Source organism: Caulobacter sp. HJHS_5 (genome assembly GCF_056683955.1).
The window spans coordinates 460,862-483,701 of record NZ_JBWZNC010000001.1; the positions used below are offsets into that span (position 1 = coordinate 460,862).

Consider the following 22,840-nt stretch of genomic DNA (forward strand, 5'->3'; position numbering starts at 1 on the left):
CCTTGTGCCGGCTAACCATGAACACCGGCGTCGCGGGCGCGAACGCGCATCTTCCAACTCACCACGCATGGATTGCCGGGACTTCGCCCGGCGATGACGGATGGATGGGCTCTATTGAGATCTAAACCGCCTCCCCGCCCCGCATCGGATCGAACCGCACGATCTCCCGCAGGCTGACCAGCGTCTCGAAAGACTTGATGTTCTCGTCCGCCGCCAGCACCTCGTCGGCGAACTGCTGGAAGGCGACGATGGAGGGCACGCTCATCGTCACCAGGAAATCGGTCCGTCCAGTCACGTTCCAGGCCCCGACCACCTCGCGATAGCCCGCCAGCTTGTCGGCGAAGGCCTGCTCGGCCTTGAGGTTGTGTCGCTCGAACTCGACCAGCACATGGATGGTGATCGCCGGCGCCAGACGGCGCGGATCGATCACCGCGACATCGGCGACGATCACCTTCTCGGTCCGCAAGCGTCGCATTCGGCGCAGCACCGCGCTTTCGGAGAGTCCCACCTTCGCGGCCAGCTCGCGGGCCGGCTGCAGGTTGTCGCGCCGCGCCTCCTCGATTAGCCGCCGGTCGAAACTGTCCAGATCGACGGTTTCCGTCATTCAATGCCTCAATTCCGGTGCTTATCGTCACCTTACGCAGGATATCGCCGAGAAGCGCCGCCGTCATCTCGCTAGCTTGCCGGCCATGTCCAGCGCCGCCACCATCACCGCCCGCCAGCCCGCAGAGGGATCCCACGTGCCGTACCTCGCGCTCATCGGGGCCATGTTGGTGATCGCGGGCGGCGCCAGTTTCGCCAAGCACCTGTTCCCGCTCGTCGGGCCTCAGGCCCTCACCGCCTATCGCGTCGGCTTCGCGGCCCTGATCCTCGCCATGGTCTTCCGGCCCTGGCGCATGAAGCTCACGCGCGACGACGCCATGCGTATCGCCGCCTACGGCGCCGTGCTGGGGGTCATGAACCTCACCTTCTACATGGCCCTGCGCACGCTGCCGATCGGCATCGCCGTGGCCATCGAGTTCCTCGGCCCGCTCAGCCTGTCGCTGGCCCTGTCCCGCCGGCCGATCCACTTCGTCGCCATCGCCCTCGCCGCCCTCGGCGTCTCCCTGCTGCTGCCGATCTGGAACCAGGGCCGGGGGCTCGATCCGGTCGGCGTCGGCTTCGCCCTGGCCGCCGGCGTCTGCTGGGCGCTCTACATCCTGCTCGGCAAGCGCACCGCCCACCTGCCGGGCGGCCCGTCGGTCGCCCTCGGCATGGCGGTGGCCGCCGTCGTCACCGTGCCCTTCGGCCTGCACAGCGCCGGCGCCGGCTTCTTCAAGCCCGAACTGATCCTCGGCGGCCTGGTCGTCGCCGTCCTCTCCAGCGCCATCCCCTACAGCCTGGAGATGGTCGCCATGCGCCGCATCCCGGCCCGCAACTTCGGCGTCCTCCTCAGCCTGGAGCCGGCCATCGGCGGCCTCTCGGCCATGCTGGTGCTCGGCGAGCTGCTCACCGTCGCCCAGTGGGTCGCCATCATGCTGGTGGTCTCAGCCTCGGCCCTTTCGGTGGGCTTCGACGCCAAGGGCAAGGCGGCGGAGAACGCGCCTTAGGGGGCGGTGGGTTCAAACCCACCCTCCCTCATCGCCGGGTTGTCTCGGCGCGCCGTCGCAGTCGGGTCAGATGTGGAGCACGCGGCCCCAGCTGTCGAGCACGGCCTCGTGCATGGCCTCGCTCATGGTCGGGTGGGCGAAGACCACGTTGAACAGGTCTTCTTCCGTCGCTTCCATGGTGATGGCGATGCCGAAGCCCTGCACCATCTCGGTCACTTCGTGGCCGATCATGTGGGCGCCCAGCAGCGCGCCGGTCTTGCCGTCGAACACCGTCTTGATGAAGCCCTCGGTCTCGCCCGCCGCCACGGCCTTGCCGTTGACGCGGAACGGGAAGCGGCCGGCCTTCACCTCGTAGCCGGCGGCCTTGGCGGCCGCTTCGGTCAGGCCCACGGAGGCGACTTGCGGATTGGCGTAGGTGCAGCCCGGGATCGGCGAATGCACGGTCGGGGCCTTCAGCCCGGCGATGTGCTCCACCGCGTGAATGCCTTCGTGGCTGGCCTTGTGGGCGAGCCAGGGCGCGCCGGCCACGTCGCCGATGGCGTAGAGGCCGGGCACGTTGGTGCCGCAGTGCTTGTCGGTCTTCACATGGCCGCGGTCGAGCTCGAGGCCCAGGGTTTCGAGGCCGAGGTTCTCGGTGTTCGGCACGATGCCGATGGCCACGATGCACTTCTCGGCCGTCAGGCTCTCGGCCTTGCCGCCGGCCTCGACGGCGACCGACACGCCCGAGGCGGTCTTGTCGATCTTGGTCACCTTGGCGCCGACGCGGAACTTGATGCCCCGCTTCTCGAACGCCTTTTGGGCGGCCTTCGACACTTCCTCGTCCTCGACCGGCATGATCCGGTCGACGGCTTCCACCACCGTCACCTCCGCGCCGAGCGCGCGGTAGAAGCTGGCGAATTCGATGCCGATGGCGCCCGAGCCGATCACCACCAGCGACTTCGGCATGGACTTCGGCGCCAGGGCGTCGCGATAGGTCCACACCTTGTCGCCGTCCGAGACGGCGCCGATGGCCGGGATGTTGCGGGCGCGAGCCCCGGTGGCCAGGATCACGTTCTTGGCCTGCACGGTGCGCGAGCCGCCGGCCTTCAGGGCGACGACGACCTTGGGCGCGGGCGAGCCCTTCTCGAGCTTGGCCTCGCCCTCGATCACCTCGATCTTGTGCTTCTTCATCAGGAAGGCGATGCCGCCCGACATGTTCTTGGCCACCCCGCGCGAGCGCTGGATGATCTTGTCGAAGTCGAACGAGGCCTTCTCGACCGCCAGGCCATAGCCGTCGAGATGCGACAGCTGCTCATAGACCTCGCCGGATTTCAGCAGCGCCTTGGTGGGGATGCAGCCCCAGTTCAGGCAGATGCCGCCCAGGTTCTCGCGCTCGACGATGGCGGCCTTCAGGCCCAGCTGGCTGGCGCGGATGGCGGCGACATAGCCGCCCGGGCCGGCGCCGATAACGATTACGTCGAACTCAACAGCCATGCCGCTCTCCTGGGTCTCGAAGTCGTGTCGCGAGGTCCGCCGGCTTACGCCAGCATGCTCAGCGGCTCTTCGAGCAGCGTCTTGAACACCGAGATGAACTTCGCGCCGACCGCGCCGTCGACCACGCGGTGATCGCAGGTCAGCGTCACGGTCATCACCGTGGCCACGGCCAGCTCGCCCTTCTTGACGACCGGACGTTGCTCGCCCGCGCCGACGCTCATGATCGCGCCCTGCGGTTCGTTGATGATCGACGAGAAGCTCTTGATGCCGAACATGCCGAGGTTCGAGACTGAGAAGGTGCCGCCCTGGTACTCCTCGGGCTTCAGCTTCATGGTCCGGGCGCGCTCGGCCAGATCCTTGGTTTCCTTGGCGATCTGGGCCAGGCCCTTGGTCTCGGCGGCGCGGATGATCGGGGTGATCAGGCCGCCGTCGATGGCCACCGCCATCGCCACGTCGGCGTGGTGGTGCATGGCGATGCCTTCCGGCGTGTAGGAGGCGTTGGCTTCCGGCACGCGCTTCAGGGCGATCGCGGCCGCCTTGATGACGATGTCGTTGACGCTGACCTTGACGCCTTCCTTCTCGAGAAGGGCGTTCACCTGGCCGCGCATGGCCAGCAGCTTGTCGAGTTCGATGTCGACCGTCAGCGGGAAGTGCGGGATGTCGCGGAACGACTCGGTCAGGCGGCGCGCGATGGTCTTGCGCATGTTGTTGAGCGGCACGAGGTCGTAGGTGCCGTCCGGAATGCCGAGCTGCGCCAGCGTCTTGTGCTGGGCCGGAGCCGCGGCGGGCGCGGCGGCCGGAGCAGCGGCGGCCTGAGGCGCCGCAGCGGCGGCGGCGCCCTTGAGGCCCTCGACGTCGGCCTTGACGATCCGGCCGCGCGGGCCGGTGCCCTTCACCGCCTTCAGGTCGACGCCGTTCTGCGACGCGATGCGGCGCGCCAGCGGCGAGGCGAAGATGCGCTCGCCCTCGGCCTTGGCGGGGACCTGCGCGGGAGCAGCAACCGCCGGAACCGGCGCAGCCGCGGGCGCTTCAGCCTTGGGCGCCGGGGCGGCCTCGGCCTTCGGCGCTTCCGCCTTGGCCGGCGGCGGCGCGCTGGCCTCGCCCTCGCCCTTCAGACGGGCGATGGGGGCGTTGACCTTCACGCCCTCGGCGCCGGCCTCCACGAGGATGGCCTCGACGACGCCTTCGTCGACGGCCTCGACCTCCATGGTCGCCTTGTCGGTTTCGATCTCGGCGATGACGTCACCGGCTTTGACGGTGTCGCCCACCTTTACGTGCCACTTGGCGAGGGTCCCCTCCTCCATGGTCGGAGACAGGGCGGGCATGAGGATGTCGATGGCCATATCGGGCTCTCTCAGACGTTTGTCAGGCGATGGTCAGGCACAGGCCTGACCTCACTTGTAGGCCACGGACTTCGCCGCCTGGACGATCTTGTCGACCGAGGGCAACGCGAGGGCTTCGAGGTTCGCGGCGTAGGGCATGGGCACGTCCTCGCCGTGGACGCGCAGCGGCGGCGCGTCCAGGTAGTCGAACCCATGCTCGATGATCCGCGACACGATCTCGGCGCCGACGCCCATCGGGCCCCAGCCTTCCTCGACCGTGACCAGACGGTTGGTCTTCTTGACGCTCTCGAGAATGGTCTCGTGATCCAGCGGGCGGATGGTCCGCAGGTCGATGACCTCGGCCTCGATGCCCTGGGCCGCCAGTTCCTCGGCCGCCTTCAGGGCGAAACCGACCATCCGCGAGTGGGCGGTGATGGTCACGCCCGAGCCTTCGCGGCGAACCTTGGCCTTGCCGATCGGCACGATCCAGTCGTCGACCTCCGGGATATCGAACTCCAGGCCGTACATCATCTCGTGCTCGAGGAAGACGACGGGGTTGGGATCGCGGATGGCGGCCTTCAGCAGGCCCTTGGCGTCGGCCGCGTCATAGGGCGCGACGACCTTCAGGCCGGGGATCTGGCCGTACCAGGCGCTGTAGTCCTGGCTGTGCTGTGCGGCCACGCGAGCGGCGGCGCCGTTCGGACCGCGGAACACGATCGAGCACTTGATCTGGCCGCCAGACATATAGAGCGTCTTGGCCGCCGAGTTGATGATCTGGTCGATCGCCTGCATGGCGAAGTTGAAGGTCATGAACTCGACGATCGGCTTCAGCCCGGCCATGGCCGCGCCCACGCCCACGCCGGCGAAGCCGTGCTCGGTGATCGGGGTGTCGATCACCCGGCGGTCGCCGAACTCCTGCAGCAGGTCGCGGCTGACCTTGTAGGCGCCCTGATACTGAGCGACTTCCTCGCCCATCAGGAATACTCGGTCGTCCCGCCGCATCTCTTCGGCCATGGCGTCGCGCAGGGCGTCGCGCACGGTGATCTTGGTCATCTTCGTTCCGGCGGGGATTTCCGGATCGACCAGTTTCGGCGCGGTCGGCTTCACTGGCGTCGGGCCCTCGCCTTCCGGCTGAGCCTTGGCGGCTTCCGGCGGCGCCTTCTCGGGATCGCCGGCCTTGCTTTCGCCGGCCGCGTCCTTGGCCACGGGGGCCGGAGCGGCGGCCGGTTCGGCCGCGCCGCCCTCGCCGCCCTCGCCGCCCAGGCGGGCGATCGGGGTGTTGACCTTCACGCCTTCGGAGCCGGCGGCCACCAGGATGGCGCTGATCACGCCCTCGTCGACGGCCTCGACCTCCATGGTCGCCTTGTCGGTCTCGATCTCGGCGATGACGTCACCGGCTTTCACGGTGTCGCCTTCCTTGACCAGCCATTTGGCCAGGGTGCCCTCCTCCATCGTGGGAGAGAGCGCGGGCATGAGGATGTCCGTGCTCATTGAGCGGCCTCCAGATAGATGTCGGTGTACAGCTCGGACACGTCCGGCTCAGGGCTCGTCTTGGCGAATTCCACGGCCTCGGCGACGATGGCCTTGATCTCTTCCTCAATGGCCTTCAGCTCGTCCTCGGTCGCGCCGGCGTTGTTCAGCAGCATGCGCACGTGGTCGATCGGGTCTCGGGTCTTCTTGACGTCGTCGACCTCGTCCTTGGTCCGGTACTTGGCCGGGTCGGACATCGAGTGGCCGCGATAGCGGTAGGTCTTCATCTCAAGGATGTAGGGGCCTTGGCCGCTGCGGGCATGCTCGGCGGCCTTCTCGCCGGCGGCGCGCACCGCCAGCACGTCCATGCCGTCGACTTCCTCGCCCGGAATGTTGAACGAGACGCCGCGGCGGTGGAGACGGATCTCCGAGGCCGAGCGCTCGATGCTGGTGCCCATGGCGTACTGGTTGTTCTCGATCACATAGACCACGGGCAGCTTCCACAGCTGCGCCATGTTGAAGCTCTCGTAGACCTGGCCCTGGTTGGCCGCACCGTCGCCGAAGTAGGCGTAGGCCACCTTGCCGTCCTGACGGTACCAGTCGGCGAACGCCAGGCCCGTGCCCAGGCTCACCTGGGCGCCGACGATACCGTGACCGCCGTAGAAGCCGGTCCCGACGTCGAACATGTGCATCGAGCCGCCCTTGCCCTTGGACGAGCCGCCGGCCCGGCCGGTCAGCTCGGCCATGACTTCCTTGGGGTCCATGCCGCCGGCCAGCATGTGGCCGTGGTCGCGGTAGCCGGTGATCACCTGATCGCCCGGCCGGGACGCGGCCTGCATCCCCACCGCAACGGCCTCCTGGCCGATGTAAAGATGGCAGAAGCCGCCGATCAGGCCCATGCCATAGAGCTGACCGGCCCGCTCCTCGAAGCGTCGGATCAGCAGCATCTCACGATAATAGCCGAGCAGTTCGTCTTTGCCGGCCTCGGCGCCCGCAGGCTTCCGGGGGGTCTTCGCCATGTTCGCTCCCTGTCCGACTTCTTGACGGACAGGTGAAAAAACCCGTCAGCGCCCGAGGCGGATTACGTAATCGCGGGGGTCGGCCAACCCAAGCAGAGAACGGGCTCGTTCTTCGAGCAGGTCGGCCGACAAGCTCTCATCACGTAATAGACGGGCCCGTGCTTCCAGGTCCATCCTCTCAGTGCGAACAGTGTTAAGTTCCTTTTCGCGCATGGCTAAAGTGGCCTGTCGCTGCGATCGGAGCAGCAGGCCGCGATCTCCCGTAAACGCATGAAATCCAAAATAGACGATCAGCGTCAGCAGGGCCGCGGTGGGCGCGTAAGGCTTCAGGCGAGACAGCAGCACCGGAACGAATTCTCCCTCGCCGAAACGCGAGTCGGCGACAGTTGAACCCTCCGCGATCGTGGTTAAGGCTCCGTTGCGAGGCGATGTCGAAACCAGGGGGAATCGCATGTCGGATCGACTGCTACGCACGCGAAGCGGCGGCCACGAGGCCGGCCGCGTGACCTACGTCGAACTGTTCTTCGACCTGGTCTTCGTCTTCGCCATCACCCAACTCTCCCACACCCTCCTGCACGACGCCTCGCCCAAGGGCTGGCTGGAGACCGGCATCCTGCTGCTGGGCGTCTGGTGGCAGTGGATCGACACCGCCTGGGTCACCAACTGGCTCAATCCCGAGCGGCGTCCCGTCCGCCTGGCGCTGCTGACCCTGATGCTCGCCAGCCTGGTCATCTCCACCTCCCTGCCGCGGGCCTTCGCCGAGCGCGCGGTCATCTTCGGCCTCGCCTATGGCTTCACCCACATCGCCCGCAGCGGCTTCATGCTGTGGGCCGGCCATTCCAACCGGCCGGTGCGCGGCACCTTCATCCGCCTGCTGACCTGGCATGGCGTCATCGCCTCGGCCTGGGCGGTCGGTGCCTTCGCCGACGAGCACGCCCGCCTCTGGATTTGGGGCGGCGCCATCCTCTTCGAAAGCTGCGGCGCCCTCGCCGGCTTCTGGCTGCCCTTCATTGGCCGCGCCCACAGCGCCGACTGGAACGTCGAAGGCGCGCACCTGGCCGAGCGCTGCGCCCTGTTCATCATCATCGCCCTGGGCGAATCCATCCTGTCGACCGGGGCCAGCGCCGCGGGCCTCCCCAATGCGCCCATCAACTGGACCGCCTTCGCCGTCGCCTTCCTCGGCACGGTGGCGATGTGGTGGATCTATTTCAGCAACGTCGTCGAACTCGGCGCCCAGCGCATCAGCCACGCGCAGGACCCCGGCGCCCTCGCCCGCTCGGCCTACACCTATCTGCACATCCCGATCGTCGCCGGGATCATCGTCACCGCCGTCGGCGACGAGAAGGTGCTGCACCACCCCACCGGCCATGCGGAGGGCTCGACCATCGCCGTCATCCTGACCGGCGGGGCGCTTTATCTGTTAGGCGCGGCGCTGTTCAAATACGCCGTCAGCGGCAAGGTCTCGGCCCCGCGCGTCGCCGGCCTCCTGGCCATAGCCGCCCTATGGCCGGTCGCGAGCCATCTGTCGCCGCTCGCGCTCAGCGGGGCGACCACCCTGATCATGATCCTCGTCGCAGCCTGGGAAGGCTGGCTCATCGCCCACGGCGCGCACGGCGCCGAGGCGGCCGAGCGGGCGAGGGCCTAATCGCCCTCGCCCGTCGTCGTCAGGGTCAGCCGCGGCCCTTGAGGGCGGCCTTGCCGGCGTAGATCGCCTGATCGCCCAGCATCTCCTCGATGCGCAGCAGCTGGTTGTACTTGGCCAGCCGGTCCGAACGGGCCAGCGAGCCGGTCTTGATCTGACCGCAGTTCAGCGCCACCGCCAGGTCGGCGATGGTCGAATCCTCGGTCTCGCCCGAACGGTGGCTCATCACCGAGGTCATGCCCGCCCGGTGGGCCATGTCGACGGCGTCGATGGTTTCCGACAGGGTGCCGATCTGGTTCACCTTCACCAGGATCGAGTTGGCCAGGCCCTTCTCGATGCCCATCGAAAGGCGCTCGGGGTTGGTCACGAACAGGTCGTCGCCCACCAGCTGCACCTTGCCGCCCAGCTTGTCCGTCAGCAGCTTCCAGCCTTCGAAGTCATCCTCGCCGCAGCCGTCCTCGATCGAGACGATCGGGAAGGCGCCGACCAGGCCCGCCAGGTAGTCGACCATCCCGGCCGGATCGAGGGTCTTGCCTTCCCCTTCCAGCTCGTACTTGCCGTTCTTGAAGAACTCGGTGGAGGCCACGTCCAGGCCCAGCAGGAAGTCGGACCCGGCCTTGTAGCCCGCCGCCTCGCCCGCGTTCACGATGAAGGCCAGGGCCTCCTCGGCAGAGGCCAGGTTCGGGGCGAAGCCGCCTTCGTCGCCGACGTTGGTGTTGTGGCCGGCGGCCTTCAGCTTGCTCTTCAGGGCGTGGAAGATCTCGGCGCCCATGCGCAGCGCCTCGCCGAAGTCCGGCGCGCCGGTCGGCAGGATCATGAATTCCTGGATGTCGATCGGATTGTCGGCGTGGGCGCCGCCGTTGATGATGTTCATCATCGGCACCGGCAGCACGCGCGCCGAAACCCCGCCGACGTACTTGTACAGCGGCAGGCCGGCCGACTGCGCGGCCGCCTTGGCGGTGGCGAGGCTGACGCCGAGGATGGCGTTGGCGCCCAGGCGCGCCTTGTTCTTGGTGCCGTCGAGGTCGATCATCGTCGCGTCGATGCGGCGCTGGTCCTCGGCGTCCATGCCGCCCAGGGCGTCGAACAGCTCGCCGTTCACCGCGTCCACGGCCTGGCTCACTCCCTTGCCGAGCCAGCGGCTCTTGTCGCCGTCGCGCTTCTCGACCGCCTCGTGGGCGCCCGTCGAGGCGCCGGACGGCACGGCGGCGCGACCGAAGGCGCCGTCTTCCAGGGTGACGTCGACCTCGACCGTCGGATTGCCCCGGCTGTCCAGAATCTGGCGGGCGACGATATCGACGATCTCGGTCATGGAAGTTCCTCGGAGTTGTGCGTGGCCGTGCCTTTAGCCGCTTGCGTCCAGGCGCGCCAGTCGGGCCAGGCGTCGAACGCCTGCGCGTAAGCCGAATAGGACGCCGCCCCGGGGTGCGCGCCATCCCGCATCCGCGCCTCCCGCCACCACAGCTTCCAGTCGACGCCCGTCGCCCGCACATCGAGCCATGCCGCCCCGGCGCGCGCCGCTGTCTTGGCCATGCCCTCGGAAAGCTCGGCGAGGAACCGGTCGGTCGGACCAAGCCGGCGTACCGGCGAAACGACAAAGGGCGTCGCATCCAGCGAGTCGGCCAGGGCCAGCAGGCCCTCGAGCGCGCCAAGGGATTCGGCGAGCGGCCGCGATAGCCTCAGGTCGTTCGTGCCGAAGGCGATGACCAGGGCGCGGGCGTCCGCGCCGGCCAGCCGAGGCCCGACCTCCGCCGGCGCGCGGGCCAGAATCTCGAACCCCGCCTGGCCGCGAATTCCCAGGTTGTAGGCGGTCAGCCTGCAGCCCCGCGCCAGCGCGGCCTGCGCCACCCGGCCTGGCCACCCCAGCGCCGCCTCGTCGCCCTGGCCCAGCACATAGCTGTCACCCAGGAAACAGGCCCGCAGATCGGTCTTGTCCAACGGTTTGGCCCCAAACGCAAAACGGCGCCCGCGGCTGTCGCCGGGGGCGCCGTCGCTTACGCAAACGCGTGAAAGACTAGTCTTCCTTCGGCGTCAGGACCTGACGGCCGCCGTACATGCCGGTCTTCAGGTCGACGTGGTGCGGACGCTTCAGTTCGCCGGTTTCCTTGTCCTCGACATAGGAGTTGGCGCCCAGAGCGTGGTGCGAGCGACGCATGTTGCGACGCGAAGGGCTGGTTTTTCGCTTGGGAACGGCCATCGGATAACTCGAAGGTCTGCGTAAAAGGGAACGGCGGCCGCATCGGGCCGCCGAATGAGGCGCGGCTTATGCCTGAATCTGGCGGCAGGATCAAGACCCGCTGCAACGCGCCACCCGAACGCCTCGCGTCTTGACAGCAACGGGTCGCCCGGACAACACTTCGCTACATGGCGAAGCATTATTCCTCCGATATGGATCGCACCTTCTGGGCCCTTTCCGACGCCACCCGGCGGGGCGTGCTGCAGCGCCTGATCGACGAGCCGGGCCTGTCGGTCAGCGACCTCGCCGAGTCCTTCTCCCTGAAGCTTCCGGGCATGACCAAGCATCTGGACGTGCTGTCCGACGCCGGCCTGATCCACCGCACCAAGACCGGCCGCACCGTGGCGGTCACCCTCTCGCCGGCTCCGATGCGGGAAGCCGTCGCCTGGCTCAATCGTTACGAACGCTTCTGGTCGGTCAGCCTCGATCGCCTCACCGCCCTCGTTGAACAGGACGACTAAGGCATGCCCCCTCACCTGCCCAGCGTCACCCTCGTCCGCCGCATCAAGGCCTCGCCAGCCCGCATCTGGGCGGCCATAACCCAACCCGACCAGATGCTGCTCTGGTGGGGGCCCGACGCGGGGCCGACCCTCGCCGTCGACTGCGACGTGCGCCCCGGCGGCCGCTTCAGCGTCACTTTCCGGGTGCTCGGCGGTGAAGAGTACAATCCGACCGGGGTGTACCAGACGGTCATCCCCGAAAAGACCCTGGCCTTCACCTGGGACCTGCCCGGCGTGGCCGAGCCGCAGTCGCTGGTGACCTTCCAGCTCGAGCCGGCCGAGGACGGAACCGTCCTCACCCTCACTCACGAGCGCCTGCCCGACGAAGCCGCCCGCGCCAGCCACGAAAACGGCTGGAACGGCTTGCTCGACAAACTGCCTGTCTTCCTGGGAGTCCAACCATGAGCGACCTGATCCTCACCACCTACGATTGGGTTCCCGAGGCGCCGCGCGGCCTCGTCCGCGACCTGCGTGTGCGGTGGGCGCTGGAAGAGGCCGGCCTACCCTACCGGGTGGACTCCACGCCCTTCCGGGATCGCGGCCCCGATCATTTCGCCGCCCAGCCCTTCGGCCAGGTCCCGTGGCTGACCGACGGCGATATCGTCGTCTTCGAAAGCGGCGCCATCCTGCTGCACCTGGCCGAAAAGAGCCCGGCGCTGATGCCCACCGACCCGCGCGGCCGCGCCCAGGTGCTCGAATGGGTCATCGCCGCGCTCAACTCGGTCGATCTGCCGAGCCAGCCCTGGGCCCTGTTCCGCTTCATGGGCTTTCCCCGCCAGTCTCCCGAGGCCGAGTTCGTGGAGACCTTCATGAAGCTTCGCCTGGACCGCCTGGAGGCCGTGCTGGCCACGCGCGAATGGCTGGTCGACGACCGCTTCACCGTCGCCGACCTGTTGATGGCGGACGTGCTGCGTCAGGTGAACAAGTTCGACGGGCTGGCGAACCATCCCGCCTGCCACGCCTTCGTCGCCCGCGCCACGGCCCGCCCGGCCTTCAAGAAGGCCTACGCCGACCAGATGGCCCACTTCGCGGCGGCCGACGCCGCCTGAGAACCGCAGGGGGCTCGGACGAAGAGCGCCCCTAGACGAGCCGGCTCTGCTCCTTCGCCGCGGCGATGAAGCTCGAGAACAGCGGGTGCGGCGCGAAGGGGCGGCTCTTCAGTTCCGGGTGGAACTGCACCCCGATGAACCACGGGTGGTTCGTCAGTTCCACGATCTCCGGCAGCACCCCGTCGGGCGAGCGGCCGGAAAGCTGCATCCCCGCCTTCTCGAGCAGGTGGCCGTAGCCGATGTTCACTTCATAGCGGTGGCGATGGCGCTCGCTGATGGCGTTGGAGCCGTAGATCTCGGCCACCTTCGATCCGCTGGTCAGCACCGCGTCGAACGCCCCCAGGCGCATGGTGCCGCCCAGGTCGTCGTTGGCCCGGCGCTTGACCATCTCATTGCCCTTGATCCACTCGGTCATCAGGCCGACGGCGGGCTTGTCGGTCGGGCCGAACTCGGTGGACGAGGCGTCGGGCATGCCGGCGACGTTCCGCAGGGTCTCGATCACCGCCATCTGCATGCCGAAGCAGATCCCGAGATAGGGCACCTTGCGCTCGCGCGCGAACTGCGCCGCCCGGATCTTGCCTTCCGACCCGCGCTCACCGAAGCCGCCCGGCACCAGGATGCCGTGCACCCCTTCCAGCCGCGCCGCGGCCGCGCCGGGCTCGCCCTCGAAGGTCTCGCTCTCGACCCAGTCGAGATTGACCTTCAGCTTGTTGGCCAGGCCGCCATGGGTCAGGGCCTCGATCAGCGACTTATAAGCGTCCTTCAGCACCGTGTACTTGCCGACGACGGCGATGGTCACCTCGCCGTCAGGGTGGCGCACGGTGTCGTCGATCGCCTGCCAGCGCGACAGGTCGGGGGCCGGGGCGTCCTTGATGCCGAACACGTCCAGCACCTCGGCGTCGAGACCCTCGCGGTGATAGTCGATCGGCACGGCGTAGATCGAGGCCGAGTCCATCGCCTGGATCACCGCGCTCGACCGCACATTGCAGAACAGGCCGATCTTGCGCTTTTCCTCCGGCGGGATCGGCTGCTCGCAGCGGCACAGCAGCACGTCGGGCTGGATGCCGATGGAACGCAGCTCTTTCACCGAGTGCTGCGTCGGCTTGGTCTTCATCTCGCCGGCCGTCTTGATGAACGGCAGCAAGGTCAGGTGCACGAAGCAGGTCTCGCCGCGCGGCAGCTCCTGGCGCAACTGGCGGATCGCCTCGAAGAACGGCAGGCCCTCGATGTCGCCCACCGTGCCGCCGATCTCCACCAGCACGAAGTCGGCCTCGTCGCCGTTCTCGTCCAGCGCGGGGCTGAGCACGAATTCCTTGATCTCGTTGGTGACGTGCGGGATCACCTGCACGGTGGCGCCCAGGTAGTCCCCTCGCCGCTCCTTCTCGATGATCGTCTGGTAGATCCGACCGGTGGTGATGTTGTCGGCCTTGCTGGCCGAAACCCCGGTGAACCGTTCGTAGTGCCCCAGGTCGAGGTCGGTCTCGGCGCCGTCGTCGGTGACGAAGACCTCGCCGTGCTGATAGGGGCTCATCGTCCCCGGATCGACGTTGAGATAGGGGTCCAGCTTACGCAGACGGACCTTGTAACCGCGTGCTTGCAGCAACGCGCCGAGAGCGGCGGACGCCAGGCCTTTTCCGAGGGAGGAGACCACGCCGCCGGTGATGAAGATGTACCGGGCCATGGGCGATCAGATTAGAGCCGATTCGAGATCGGCGCTCCGGTTCCGCAAATTCGCCAACAGCTTTATTGCGCCGGAGCCGGCGCCGGGGCGGTCGGCGTCAGGGCGGTCGGGGCAGGAACGGTCGGCGTCGGCGCGGCGGCGGCCGGCGTGCGGGCGGCGGGCTGCGGCAGGCCGCTGACCTGCGGCGTCGGGGCGGTGATCGCGCCCGGCGTGGCGTTGGGGCTGGTCGGGGCCGGCGTGGTCGGCGCGGGCGCCGCCGGGGCCTGCAGGCTGTTCGGATCGACGCCGTCGATCTTCAGGCGGTCGACGACCGAGGAACTGGCCTCGCTGCGGCCGGAAAGAATGGTCAGGGCCAGGCTCAGCACCAGGAACACGCCGAACAGAATCCAGGTCGTGCGGGTCAAGAGGTCGCCCGCGCCCCGCGCCGTCATGAAGCCGGTCGGCCCGCCGCCCATGCCCAGCGCGCCGCCCTCGGAGCGCTGCAGCAGCACAACGCCGGTGAGCGCCAGGCAGACGATGATGTTGATGGTGAGCAGGATGCCGATCAGCATGGAACTTCTTGGGCCGTCTTCTGGAAAACGCGCCGTCTATCACCAGCCGGCGTCGCACGCCATAGCTGGGGTCGTCGCGGCGGGGATCAAGCCGCCCGGATGATCTGCAGGAAATCCGCGGCTTTCAGCGAGCAGCCGCCGACCAGGGCCCCGCCGACCTCGGCCACCTTCAGGATCTCCGACGCATTCTTCGGATTCACCGAGCCGCCATAGAGAATCGGCGTCGTCGCGCCCGTCTCGCCGAAACGCGCCGTCAGCGCCGCGCGGATCGCCGCATGCACCTCGGCGATCTCCTCCAGCGTCGGCGTGCGCCCCGAGCCGATCGCCCAGATCGGCTCATAGGCGACGCTGAACGCCTTGCCGTCCAGGCTGTCCGGCAGCGAGCCTTCCACCTGGCCGCTCACCACCTCCACGCAGCGGCCCGCCGCGCGGTCGGCGGCGCTCTCGCCGACGCAGACGATCGGCTCCAGGCCGGCGCGCAGCACCGCCTCCACCTTCGCCCGCACCTGGGCGTCGGTCTCCCCGTGGTCGGTGCGACGTTCGGAGTGGCCGACGATCACCAGTCGCGCGCCCGCGTCGGCCAGCATCTCGGCCGAAACGTCGCCCGTGCATGGCCCGCTCGCCTTGGCGTGGCAATCCTGGCCGCCCAGTTGGATCGGCGTGCCGCCGACGATCTCCGCCATCCGGTGCAGCAGCGTGGCCGGCGGGCAGAGGCCCACGCGGGCCGCCACGGGCTGGCGGTCCAGCCCCGCGATCAGCGTCCGCAGCTCGTCCAGATCGCCAGACACGCCGTTCATCTTCCAGTTTCCGGCGATCAGGGGGCGTGGTCGTGACAACGGGGCGCTCCTAGGCGATTGATCCGTCTCGCCTAAGCGAAGCCGCGCGGCCTGTCACCCTCACAACTGTATACAGCTCTCATTTCCAAGAACGGCGCCTTCCGATGGGCGCCGCCGCGGCGCTTGCGGCCTTGCAGCGGCGTCTACTATACCGCTCCGCTCACGGCCGAGCCTTTCGCGCGCCCGTGGCCGCAAAGACCGAAGGTTTCTCCGTCATGCTCGCCGCCGTTCGCAAGTTCGCGAAGTCTCCCTACGCCGCCGTCCTCCTGGCGGTGCTGATCGTCAGCTTCGCCGTCTTCGGCATTCAGGACGTGTTCAACTCCGGTCGCGTCAGCGACTGGGTGATCAAGGCCGGCTCGCGCACCATGTCGCCCGACGAGTTCAAGCGGAACTTCGACGGCTTCAAGGCCCAGGTCGACCAGCAGAACCAGCGCCCCGCCACCGTCGAGGAAGTCGTCGCCCAGGGCGGCGACCGTCAGGTGCTGCAGGAACTGGCCGCCCGTGAATCCCTCGCCGAATGGCTGCGCCGCGCTGGCGTGCGCCCGTCCGACAAGCTGATCGCCGCCGAGCTGCGCAAGAACACCGGCCTGTTCAACCCGGTCACCGGCCAGTTCGACAACGCCATCTATCAACAGCGCCTGGCCCAGAGCGGTCTGACGCCGGAGCGTTACGAGGCCCTGCTGCGCGACGAGATCGCCACCACCCACTTCGTCGCCGGCGTCGGCGGCGGCCTCAAGCCGCCGCGCATCTACAACGCCCTCGCCGCCGCCTTCGCCCTGGAGCAGCGCGACATCTCCTATCTGACGGTCACCCCGCAGATGGTCGGCGCCGTGCCGGCCCCGACCGACGCCGAGCTGACGGCGTTCATGAACGAGAACAAGGCCCAGCTCACCCGGCCGGAATTCCGCGTGCTGTCGATCGTGCGCTTCTCGGCGCCGGCCATCGCCGCCCGCGCCACCGTCGATCCGGCCAAGGTTCAGGAGCGCTTCAACTTCCGCAAGGACGGCCTCGCCAAGCCCGAGACGCGTTCGGTGGCGGTGATCCCGGTCACGGCGCAACAGGCCGCCGGCGTCGCCGACCGCCTGCGCAAGGGCGAGGATCCGGCCGCGGTCGCCAAGTCGGTGGGCAAGGACGCCCTGATCCTGACCGACAAGCCCAAGACCGCCCTGCCCGACCGCAAGGTCGCCGACGCCGCCTTCGCCCTGAAGGACGGCGAGGTCTCCGGCTCGGTCGCCGGCGACCTGGGCACGGTCGTGGTCAAGGTCCTCAAGGTGACCCCCGGCGTCGTCCCGACGCTCGAAGCCAATCGCTCGGCCATCGAGGCCGAGCTGAAGAACGAGACCGCCCTGGAACAGGTCGACAAGCAGACCGAAGCCTATGAGACGGCCCACAACGCCGGCTCCAACCTGCTGGAATCCGCCGGTAAGGCCGGCGCGACGACCTTCACCGTCGGCCCGATCAGCGCCCAGGGCCAGGTGCTGCCGGGCGGCTCGAACACCGGCATCACGCCGAAGATCCTCGAAACCGCCTACGGCCTGCCGGCCGGCGGCGAGAGCGACGTCACCGAGGCCGGCGAAGGCGAGTACTACGCCGTCCGCGTCGAGCGGATCATCCCGCCCGCCCTGCCCGCCCTGGCCGAGGTCAAGACCGAGCTCACCCAGGCCTACATGCAGCGCAAGATGATCGATCGCCTGACCCAACGGGCCGAAGCCCTGGCGGAACGCGCCAAGAAAGGCGAGGCGCTCAGCGCCATCGCCGCCTCCACCGGCGCCAAGATGCAGACCGCCCCCGGCCTCGACCGCCTGCGCGCCCAGCAAAACCAGGCCCTCGGTCAGGACATCCTGCAGCACGCCTTCGCCGCCAAGACCGGCGAGGTCTTCGTCGCCCAGGCCAATGGCGGCATGGCCGTCGTCAAGCTCGACGCGGTCAAGCCCGGCCCGACGGAGACGATCGCCCAGGCCAGCCTCGGCGAGGACCGCACCACGGGCGAGGGCGTCCTGCGCGCCGTGGCCAACGGCGCCCGCGGCGAGGCCGCGCGCCTGCTGAAGACCAAGACCGATCTCAACCGCGCCCGCATGGCCCTCGGGATCGATCCCAAGACCATGGGCGGCGCCGGAGCCGAGAAGGCCGCTCAGTGAGCTTCGAGCCCGCCCCGGAGGCCTTCGCCGAACGCTATGGCGCCGGGCTTCCCCAGGTCGTCTGGACGCGGCTGATCGACGATCTCGAGACCCCGGTCTCGGCCTATCTGAAGATCGCCCACGGCCGCCCCTACTCGTTCCTCTTCGAGAGCGTCGAGGGCGGCGCCTGGCGCGGCCGCTACTCCGCCATCGCCATGCGGCCGGACCTCGTCTGGCGCTGCACGGGCGACGTGGCCGAGATCGCGGACGGCCCGGACGCCATCGCCGCCGGCCGCTTCGTCGCCCAGTCGGGCGGCGCGCTCGACAGCCTGCGCGACCTCGTGGCCGCCAATCGCTTCGACCTGCCCGCCGGCCTGCCGCCGATGGTCGCCGGCGTGTTCGGCGCCCTGGGCTACGACATGATCCGGCTGGCCGAGCGCCTGCCCAACGTCAATCCCGATGCGCTGGGCCTGCCGGACGGCGTGATGATCCGCCCGTCGGTCGTCGCGGTGTTCGACGCCATCGCCCAGGAAATCCTGCTGGCCACCACGGTGCGCCCTTCGTCCGCGAGCGCTCCCGACGCCTACGCCGCCGCCGTCGCCCGGCTGGAGTCGGTGCGCGACGAACTGCGCCGCCCCCTGCCCGCGCCCACCGTCACGGCCCCCATCGAACAGGCTCCGTTCGAAACTCCGGTCAGCCGCGCGGATTACGTCGAGGTCGTCGGCAAGGCCAAGGACTACATCGCCGCCGGCGACATCTTCCAGGTCGTGGCCAGCCACCGCTTCCGCGCGCCCTTCACCCAGCCGCCGCTCGCCCTCTACCGCTCGCTGCGCCGGACCAACCCGTCGCCCTTCCTGTTCTTCCTCGACTTCGGCGGCTTCCAGCTGGTGGGTTCCAGCCCGGAGATCCTGGTGCGCCTCAGGGACGGCAAGATCACCATCCGCCCGATCGCCGGCACCCGCCCACGCGGCGCCACGCCCGAGCAGGACCTGGCCCTGGAAACCGAACTGCTGGCCGATCCCAAGGAGCGCGCCGAGCACCTCATGCTGCTCGACCTCGGCCGCAACGACGTCGGCCGCGTCGCCCGCCTGAAGGACGAGCACAGCAACCAGCCCGGCAAGCCGGCCCGCACCCCCAAGGTCCGCGTCACCGACAGCTTCATCATCGAGCGCTACAGCCACGTGATGCACATCGTCTCCAACGTGGAGGGCGATGCGCCGGAAGGGGTCGATCCGGTCGACGTACTGATGGCCGCCCTGCCCGCCGGCACCGTCTCCGGCGCCCCGAAGGTGCGGGCGATGGAGATCATCGACGAACTGGAAGTCGAAAAGCGCGGCATCGGCTATTCCGGCGCGGTCGGCTACTTCGGCGCCGACGGCTCGGTCGACACCTGCATCGTGCTGCGCACCGGCCTGGTGAAGGACGGCATGCTCTACGTCCAGGCCGGCGGCGGCCTCGTGGCCGACAGCGACCCCAACGCCGAGTACGACGAGACCCTCCACAAGTCCCGCGCCCTCAAACGCGCCGCCGAGGAAGCCTGGCGGTTTAACTAGCGGGCGCACGCCCTTCCCCCTCGAAGGGGGAAGGGTCGGGGATGGGGGTGTTCGCGAGGCGCTTCGGTAAATGGGTTCGAGGCAGCGCCCTCAAGTGCCTTATCTCCAACACCATGCACGCACCCTCACCCCTGCCCCTCTCCCTTCGAGGGAGAGGGGTTCCGATCTCAACATTTCTCAAAACATCTCCAGTTGCCCGTCATCCGCGGCAGGCTGGACCTCCATCGCCCGCCGCTTCTTCCCGCGCGGCGCCTCGGTCGCCAGGGCCTCCACCTTCACCGTCCAGAACACCCGAAACGGCTGCAGCCAGGCGTCGACCTCGCTCAGCGGCCCGGCCGCCACGGCATAGATCCGCTTCGCCCCGTCGGCCCGCACCGTGGCGAAGCCGCTGTCGCGCAGCACCTTCAGATGCTGCGACACCGCCGACTGACTGATCCCGAACTCCGCCTGAACCACCAGCGTCATCTCGCCGGAAGTCCGCTCGCCGCCCGCCAGCAGCTCGAGCAGGCGACGGCGCACCGGGTCGCCCAGCACGTCGAAGGCCTGCTCGGTCGGCGGCGAATGAAATCCGGCTGCTGGGGCGTGCGCGTTCATGCGCCTTGGTAACCAGATTCGGCTAATATTAGCGCCGCCTCATAAGCATATTCGCGGAAACTAATATGCCCATTAGCCGGCGCTAATGGTCCGATATTAGCCCACACTAATATCCCTGCCGCGCAGCCTAGGGCTGCACCCCGAACTCGGCGGGCGTCACGAACCCGTCGTGGTTCTTGTCCGTCTTGGCGAACAGACGCTGCACGGGCCCCGAGATCGCCATGCCCGAGGGCGGCCCCTTGGCGCCCTCCCGCGCGACCGGCTTCAGCAGCGCCCCGCTCCGCTCCAGTTCGGCGAGGGTCAGCTTCCCGTCGCTGTCGGCGTCCAGCGCCAGGAAACGCTTGAGGATGGCGGCGCGGCTGGAGGCGGTAAATTCGGCCAAGCTGATGGCGGCGTCCTGGTTCGTGTCGGCCTCCGAAAAGTCGAGGCTCAGCGTCCCGCCCTCGCTGGGCTTCGCGGGCGCGCTGGAGGCCCCGGCCGGTCCCGGCCCGCCGAACTCGTCCCGGCTCAACCGCCCGTCGCCATCGCGGTCGATCGATTTGAAAGCGCCGGCGAAGTCAGGCTCGGCGCGGCTGGGCTGGGCCGAGATCATCACCAAGCCCGCGACGGCGGCGGCGGCGAGCCCGGCATAGGCGAAGGGGGAACGAGCGATCATCGTGAGGGTCTCCTGGCTGATGGGCCGCGCCAGGTGGAGCTCGATGAAATCGCGAACGGCCTCGCTCGCCGACCGGCCCTCGAGTTTGCAGCGCGCGAGAAACGCCTGCTTCGTCTCGGTCGAGAGGCGAACCTCCAGCTTGTCGGTCTTCTTGGGCCGCCACGTCATCGCTGCTCCTTCACCGGCGCGGTGCGTTTTCAGCCAACCGCCCTCGACCCCCGCAGCAAAGCAAAGCCGTGTCCGGCGGCAATGCTTTTCGTGTCATGACAGAGCTTCTGGACGACCGAAGCCTCCTCGGCGCAAACTCCCCTGAGGAGGAGGCCGATGCTCGAAGTCCTGATCGCCACGGTGTTCACGGCTCTGCTGATCGCGCTCTCGGTTCGGGCGAACCGGCGCTACGAGGACCATCTCCGCCTGCCGATGCAGTGGGGCTTCTCCGGCGAGGTCAACTGGACCGCGCCGCGCCACATCGCCCTCGCCCCCGTCCTCGGCGCGCTCCTGCTCGGCGGTACGGCGGCGCTCCTCGTTGCGGGACCGCCGCCTCGCGTCGGACAGGAGCACCTCGGCGTCCCGGTGATGCTGTTTCAGGGCATGGGTCTGGTCGGGGCCCACGCCCTGCACCTCTGGCTGATCGGCCGAACCGTCCGCTGACTACTCGACGTCCTTCACGATCCGGAACCCCGTGGTGAACGGATCGCCCGGCCCGCCGGCGTGGATCGCCGAGCCCAGGTCGTTGACGTGCGACATGTAGCTGCCGCCCTTCAGCACGTGGGTCTTGCCGCTGGCCGGCGGCGTCGGGCCGGGCACGATCTTCTCGTTATAGAAGTCGTCCACCCACTCCCACACATTGCCGATCACGTCGTACAGGCCGAAGGCGTTCGGCGCCTTGGTCCCCACCGGCGCGGTCGGGCCCTGCATCCCCACATGGGCCATGACGTTCTCGCCGGGCTGCCCCGCCACGGAAGGCGCCCGGAACGATCCGGCCCGCGCCGCCCATTCCCACTCCATCTCCGTGGGCAGGCGATAGGCGGTAGTCTTCTCCATCTGGTTCAGCTTCGCCACGAAGGCCTTGGCGTCCGCCCAGGTCACGTTCTCCACCGGATGCCGGTCGGCGTTGTCGGTCACCTTGGCGCCCTGGAAGATCGAAGGGTTGCCGCCCATCACCTTCTTCCACTCGCCCTGGGTCACTTCGTAGCGCCCCATCAGGTACGGCTTCTTCATCGTCACCACGAAGCCGGGCACGGTGGCCTGCCGCACCATCTCCTCGGCCCGCTCATACTGCTCCGGCGACCAGCCGGGCCGCTGGGTCCCAAAGGTCGTCGGGCAGGTGAACCGCACGGGCGAAGCCGGCGGCAGCGGCGTCAGGTCGACCGGCGGCGGCCCGGCGGGCGCCGCGGCGGCGGGCGGCCGAGGCGCCGGGGTCGGCGGCGCGGCGTTCGGGTCGGGCGGCAGGATCACGCACGGCTCATAAGCCCCGGCGATCATCGTCCCCGCCTTGATCCGCATGAAGTCCATGCCGACGCTGTTGGTGTAGTCCGCCGGGGTGATCGGCGGCCGGGCGACCGGCGGATAATAGGGCGCGGGCGGCGCGCCCGGCTGCACCACGCCGGGGGGCGCTGGCGGCAGGGGCTGCGAGGCGGCCGAACCGGCCAGCAAGACGCCGCCAAGCCCGGCGACGGTGAAGAGCGTTCGCGACATCATCACGGCAGCTCCTTGATCGCCATGTTGCGGAAGCCCAGCGGCACGCCGGGCGTGTTGTAGGTCAGCGGCATCACCATCGGCGACGGCGTCATCGCCGTCAGGAAGTGGTACTGCAGGCCGATGAAGCCCTTGGTCGCCCCATCCGGCCGACCGTTCACCGGGTACTTCACCTCCCAGATCTTCGCCCCGTTCACCCACAGGGTGATGTGCGGCGCGGCGCCCTCCACCCGCAGGCGGAACGCATTCCACTCGCCCTGCTTCCACACCTGGGCGATGGGCGTGAAGTTCGTCCGCTCCGGCCGCCCCAGATTGTTCATCATCTCGCCCAGCGGGTTGCCGTTGCCGCCCAGGGCGTCGAGTTCGATCTGATAGGCCGAGGCCTCCTCGGTCGAGCGCACGAAGATGCCGCTGTTGTACCCGGGCCGCAGGTCGGTCTCGACGTAGAACTCGAAGTTTCCGTACGGCTTGTCGCTCAGCACCACCCCGCCCATGCCGAACGGCTCCTGCAGGATGTACATCGCGCCGTTCTTCACGGTGACGCTGGGCGTGCGGCCGTGGTGGCTGGTGCGGCTCGGATGCCAGCCGGTCGTGTCCCGGCCGTTGAAGATGCGGGTGAAGCCCTCGGGGATCGACCCCGCCCCCGGGCTGGTCGGCGGCGGCGGAATGTTCGGCGTGATCGTCGGCCGCGCCGGCGCCTGCGCGGCCGCCGTCATCGACTGACCGGGTATCGGCGCCGCCAGCGCTATCGCCCCCGCCAGCACCGCCAGTGCTCGCAACCTCATCGCCACGCCTCCCCAGCCTGGAATCGTTTTCACCTCCGCTCGTTCGCTCGGCGGAGGCGGGGGAGAATGA

24 protein-coding genes are annotated in these 22,840 nt (G+C 68.7%); 8 read left to right on the plus strand and 16 right to left on the minus strand.

What is annotated here, in order from left to right; translation table 11 throughout:
• Positions 1-121: 121 nt before the first annotated feature.
• Positions 122-604 (minus strand): Lrp/AsnC family transcriptional regulator, encoded by a 483-nt coding sequence (locus tag ACFLIT_RS02415; RefSeq protein WP_479909577.1) that lies wholly within the window; start codon positions 602-604, stop codon positions 122-124.
• Positions 605-689: 85 nt separating this feature from the next.
• Between ACFLIT_RS02415 and ACFLIT_RS02420 the strand changes: the two genes are divergently transcribed.
• Positions 690-1,589, plus strand: a complete 900-nt coding sequence (locus tag ACFLIT_RS02420; RefSeq protein WP_479909578.1) for an EamA family transporter — start codon at positions 690-692, stop codon at positions 1,587-1,589.
• Between the two features lie 66 nt (positions 1,590-1,655).
• Here the strand turns inward: ACFLIT_RS02420 and lpdA are convergent, their stop codons facing one another.
• From lpdA to ACFLIT_RS02445, 5 genes are read right to left on the minus strand one after another with little or no spacing between them, the layout of a single operon-like run.
• Positions 1,656-3,062 (minus strand): dihydrolipoyl dehydrogenase, encoded by a 1,407-nt coding sequence (lpdA, locus tag ACFLIT_RS02425; RefSeq protein ID WP_479909579.1) that lies wholly within the window; start codon positions 3,060-3,062, stop codon positions 1,656-1,658.
• A 44-nt stretch (positions 3,063-3,106) separates the two neighbouring features.
• Positions 3,107-4,405, minus strand: coding sequence for a pyruvate dehydrogenase complex dihydrolipoamide acetyltransferase (locus ACFLIT_RS02430; protein WP_479909580.1), 1,299 nt, complete (start codon positions 4,403-4,405; stop codon positions 3,107-3,109).
• Between the two features lie 51 nt (positions 4,406-4,456).
• On the minus strand, positions 4,457-5,875 hold the full coding sequence (locus ACFLIT_RS02435; RefSeq protein ID WP_479909581.1) for a pyruvate dehydrogenase complex E1 component subunit beta: 1,419 nt from the start codon (positions 5,873-5,875) through the stop codon (positions 4,457-4,459).
• Positions 5,872-6,873, minus strand: coding sequence for a pyruvate dehydrogenase (acetyl-transferring) E1 component subunit alpha (gene pdhA / locus ACFLIT_RS02440; protein ID WP_479909582.1), 1,002 nt, complete (start codon positions 6,871-6,873; stop codon positions 5,872-5,874). The genes ACFLIT_RS02435 and pdhA overlap by 4 nt, the downstream gene beginning before the upstream one ends.
• Positions 6,874-6,918: 45 nt before the next feature.
• Complete coding sequence (locus ACFLIT_RS02445) at positions 6,919-7,215, minus strand: FtsB family cell division protein (RefSeq protein WP_479909810.1); 297 nt, start codon at positions 7,213-7,215, stop codon at positions 6,919-6,921.
• A 109-nt stretch (positions 7,216-7,324) separates the two neighbouring features.
• On the opposite strand from ACFLIT_RS02445, the gene ACFLIT_RS02450 reads away from it, so the two are divergent.
• Positions 7,325-8,518, plus strand: coding sequence for a low temperature requirement protein A (locus ACFLIT_RS02450; protein WP_479909583.1), 1,194 nt, complete (start codon positions 7,325-7,327; stop codon positions 8,516-8,518).
• Positions 8,519-8,543: 25 nt separating this feature from the next.
• Here ACFLIT_RS02450 and eno read toward each other — a convergent pair whose 3' ends face one another.
• The 3 genes from eno to rpmF form a co-directional block, all read right to left on the minus strand.
• Positions 8,544-9,827, minus strand: a complete 1,284-nt coding sequence (gene eno, locus ACFLIT_RS02455) for a phosphopyruvate hydratase (RefSeq protein ID WP_479909584.1) — start codon at positions 9,825-9,827, stop codon at positions 8,544-8,546.
• Positions 9,824-10,453, minus strand: a complete 630-nt coding sequence (locus ACFLIT_RS02460; protein ID WP_479909585.1) for a GDSL-type esterase/lipase family protein — start codon at positions 10,451-10,453, stop codon at positions 9,824-9,826. Before ACFLIT_RS02460 ends, eno begins: the two co-directional genes overlap by 4 nt.
• A gap of 76 nt (positions 10,454-10,529) precedes the next feature.
• Positions 10,530-10,712 (minus strand): 50S ribosomal protein L32, encoded by a 183-nt coding sequence (gene rpmF, locus ACFLIT_RS02465; RefSeq protein ID WP_479909586.1) that lies wholly within the window; start codon positions 10,710-10,712, stop codon positions 10,530-10,532.
• A 167-nt stretch (positions 10,713-10,879) separates the two neighbouring features.
• Here rpmF and ACFLIT_RS02470 point away from each other — a divergent pair, with 167 nt between their 5' ends.
• Genes ACFLIT_RS02470 through ACFLIT_RS02480 form a run of 3 tightly spaced genes read left to right on the plus strand, consistent with a single transcriptional unit; the run spans position 10,880 to position 12,300 of the window.
• Positions 10,880-11,212 carry an ArsR/SmtB family transcription factor gene (locus tag ACFLIT_RS02470; protein ID WP_479909587.1) on the plus strand — a complete coding sequence of 111 codons (333 nt, stop codon included), beginning with the start codon at positions 10,880-10,882 and terminating at the stop codon, positions 11,210-11,212.
• A 3-nt stretch (positions 11,213-11,215) separates the two neighbouring features.
• Entirely contained in the window at positions 11,216-11,656 is a 441-nt protein-coding gene (locus ACFLIT_RS02475; RefSeq protein ID WP_479909588.1) for an SRPBCC family protein, read from the plus strand.
• Positions 11,653-12,300 carry a glutathione S-transferase family protein gene (locus tag ACFLIT_RS02480; protein WP_479909589.1) on the plus strand — a complete coding sequence of 216 codons (648 nt, stop codon included), beginning with the start codon at positions 11,653-11,655 and terminating at the stop codon, positions 12,298-12,300. The genes ACFLIT_RS02475 and ACFLIT_RS02480 overlap by 4 nt, the downstream gene beginning before the upstream one ends.
• 31 nt (positions 12,301-12,331) lie before the next feature.
• Here ACFLIT_RS02480 and ACFLIT_RS02485 read toward each other — a convergent pair whose 3' ends face one another.
• The 3 genes from ACFLIT_RS02485 to tpiA all read right to left on the minus strand — a co-directional run bounded on the left by ACFLIT_RS02485 (position 12,332) and on the right by tpiA (position 15,368).
• Positions 12,332-13,981 carry a CTP synthase gene (locus ACFLIT_RS02485; RefSeq protein ID WP_479909590.1) on the minus strand — a complete coding sequence of 550 codons (1,650 nt, stop codon included), beginning with the start codon at positions 13,979-13,981 and terminating at the stop codon, positions 12,332-12,334.
• Positions 13,982-14,043: 62 nt separating this feature from the next.
• Complete coding sequence (gene secG / locus ACFLIT_RS02490; protein ID WP_479909591.1) at positions 14,044-14,532, minus strand: preprotein translocase subunit SecG; 489 nt, start codon at positions 14,530-14,532, stop codon at positions 14,044-14,046.
• An 86-nt stretch (positions 14,533-14,618) separates the two neighbouring features.
• The gene (gene tpiA / locus ACFLIT_RS02495) at positions 14,619-15,368 is read right to left on the minus strand and encodes a triose-phosphate isomerase (protein WP_479909592.1); all 750 of its coding nucleotides are present in this window, start codon (positions 15,366-15,368) and stop codon (positions 14,619-14,621) included.
• Positions 15,369-15,583: 215 nt separating this feature from the next.
• Here tpiA and ACFLIT_RS02500 point away from each other — a divergent pair, with 215 nt between their 5' ends.
• Positions 15,584-17,506, plus strand: a complete 1,923-nt coding sequence (locus ACFLIT_RS02500) for a peptidylprolyl isomerase (RefSeq protein WP_479909593.1) — start codon at positions 15,584-15,586, stop codon at positions 17,504-17,506.
• Complete coding sequence (gene trpE / locus ACFLIT_RS02505; RefSeq protein WP_479909594.1) at positions 17,503-19,038, plus strand: anthranilate synthase component I; 1,536 nt, start codon at positions 17,503-17,505, stop codon at positions 19,036-19,038. The genes ACFLIT_RS02500 and trpE overlap by 4 nt, the downstream gene beginning before the upstream one ends.
• A gap of 177 nt (positions 19,039-19,215) precedes the next feature.
• Here the strand turns inward: trpE and ACFLIT_RS02510 are convergent, their stop codons facing one another.
• Both ACFLIT_RS02510 and ACFLIT_RS02515 read right to left on the minus strand, forming a co-directional pair.
• Positions 19,216-19,632, minus strand: coding sequence for an ArsR/SmtB family transcription factor (locus ACFLIT_RS02510; RefSeq protein ID WP_479909595.1), 417 nt, complete (start codon positions 19,630-19,632; stop codon positions 19,216-19,218).
• A 127-nt stretch (positions 19,633-19,759) separates the two neighbouring features.
• Entirely contained in the window at positions 19,760-20,455 is a 696-nt protein-coding gene (locus tag ACFLIT_RS02515; protein ID WP_479909596.1) for an EF-hand domain-containing protein, read from the minus strand.
• Between the two features lie 156 nt (positions 20,456-20,611).
• Between ACFLIT_RS02515 and ACFLIT_RS02520 the strand changes: the two genes are divergently transcribed.
• Positions 20,612-20,938: a hypothetical protein gene (locus tag ACFLIT_RS02520; RefSeq protein ID WP_479909597.1), complete on the plus strand. Its 327-nt coding sequence runs from the start codon at positions 20,612-20,614 to the stop codon at positions 20,936-20,938.
• Here the strand turns inward: ACFLIT_RS02520 and ACFLIT_RS02525 are convergent, their stop codons facing one another.
• Together ACFLIT_RS02525 and ACFLIT_RS02530 are read right to left on the minus strand one after the other, a co-directional pair.
• A complete protein-coding gene (locus tag ACFLIT_RS02525) occupies positions 20,939-21,985 on the minus strand; it encodes a formylglycine-generating enzyme family protein (protein WP_479909598.1) in 1,047 nt (348 codons plus the stop codon).
• 2 nt (positions 21,986-21,987) lie between these two features.
• Positions 21,988-22,770, minus strand: coding sequence for a 3-keto-disaccharide hydrolase (locus ACFLIT_RS02530; RefSeq protein ID WP_479909599.1), 783 nt, complete (start codon positions 22,768-22,770; stop codon positions 21,988-21,990).
• Between the last annotated feature and the right edge of the window lie 70 nt (positions 22,771-22,840).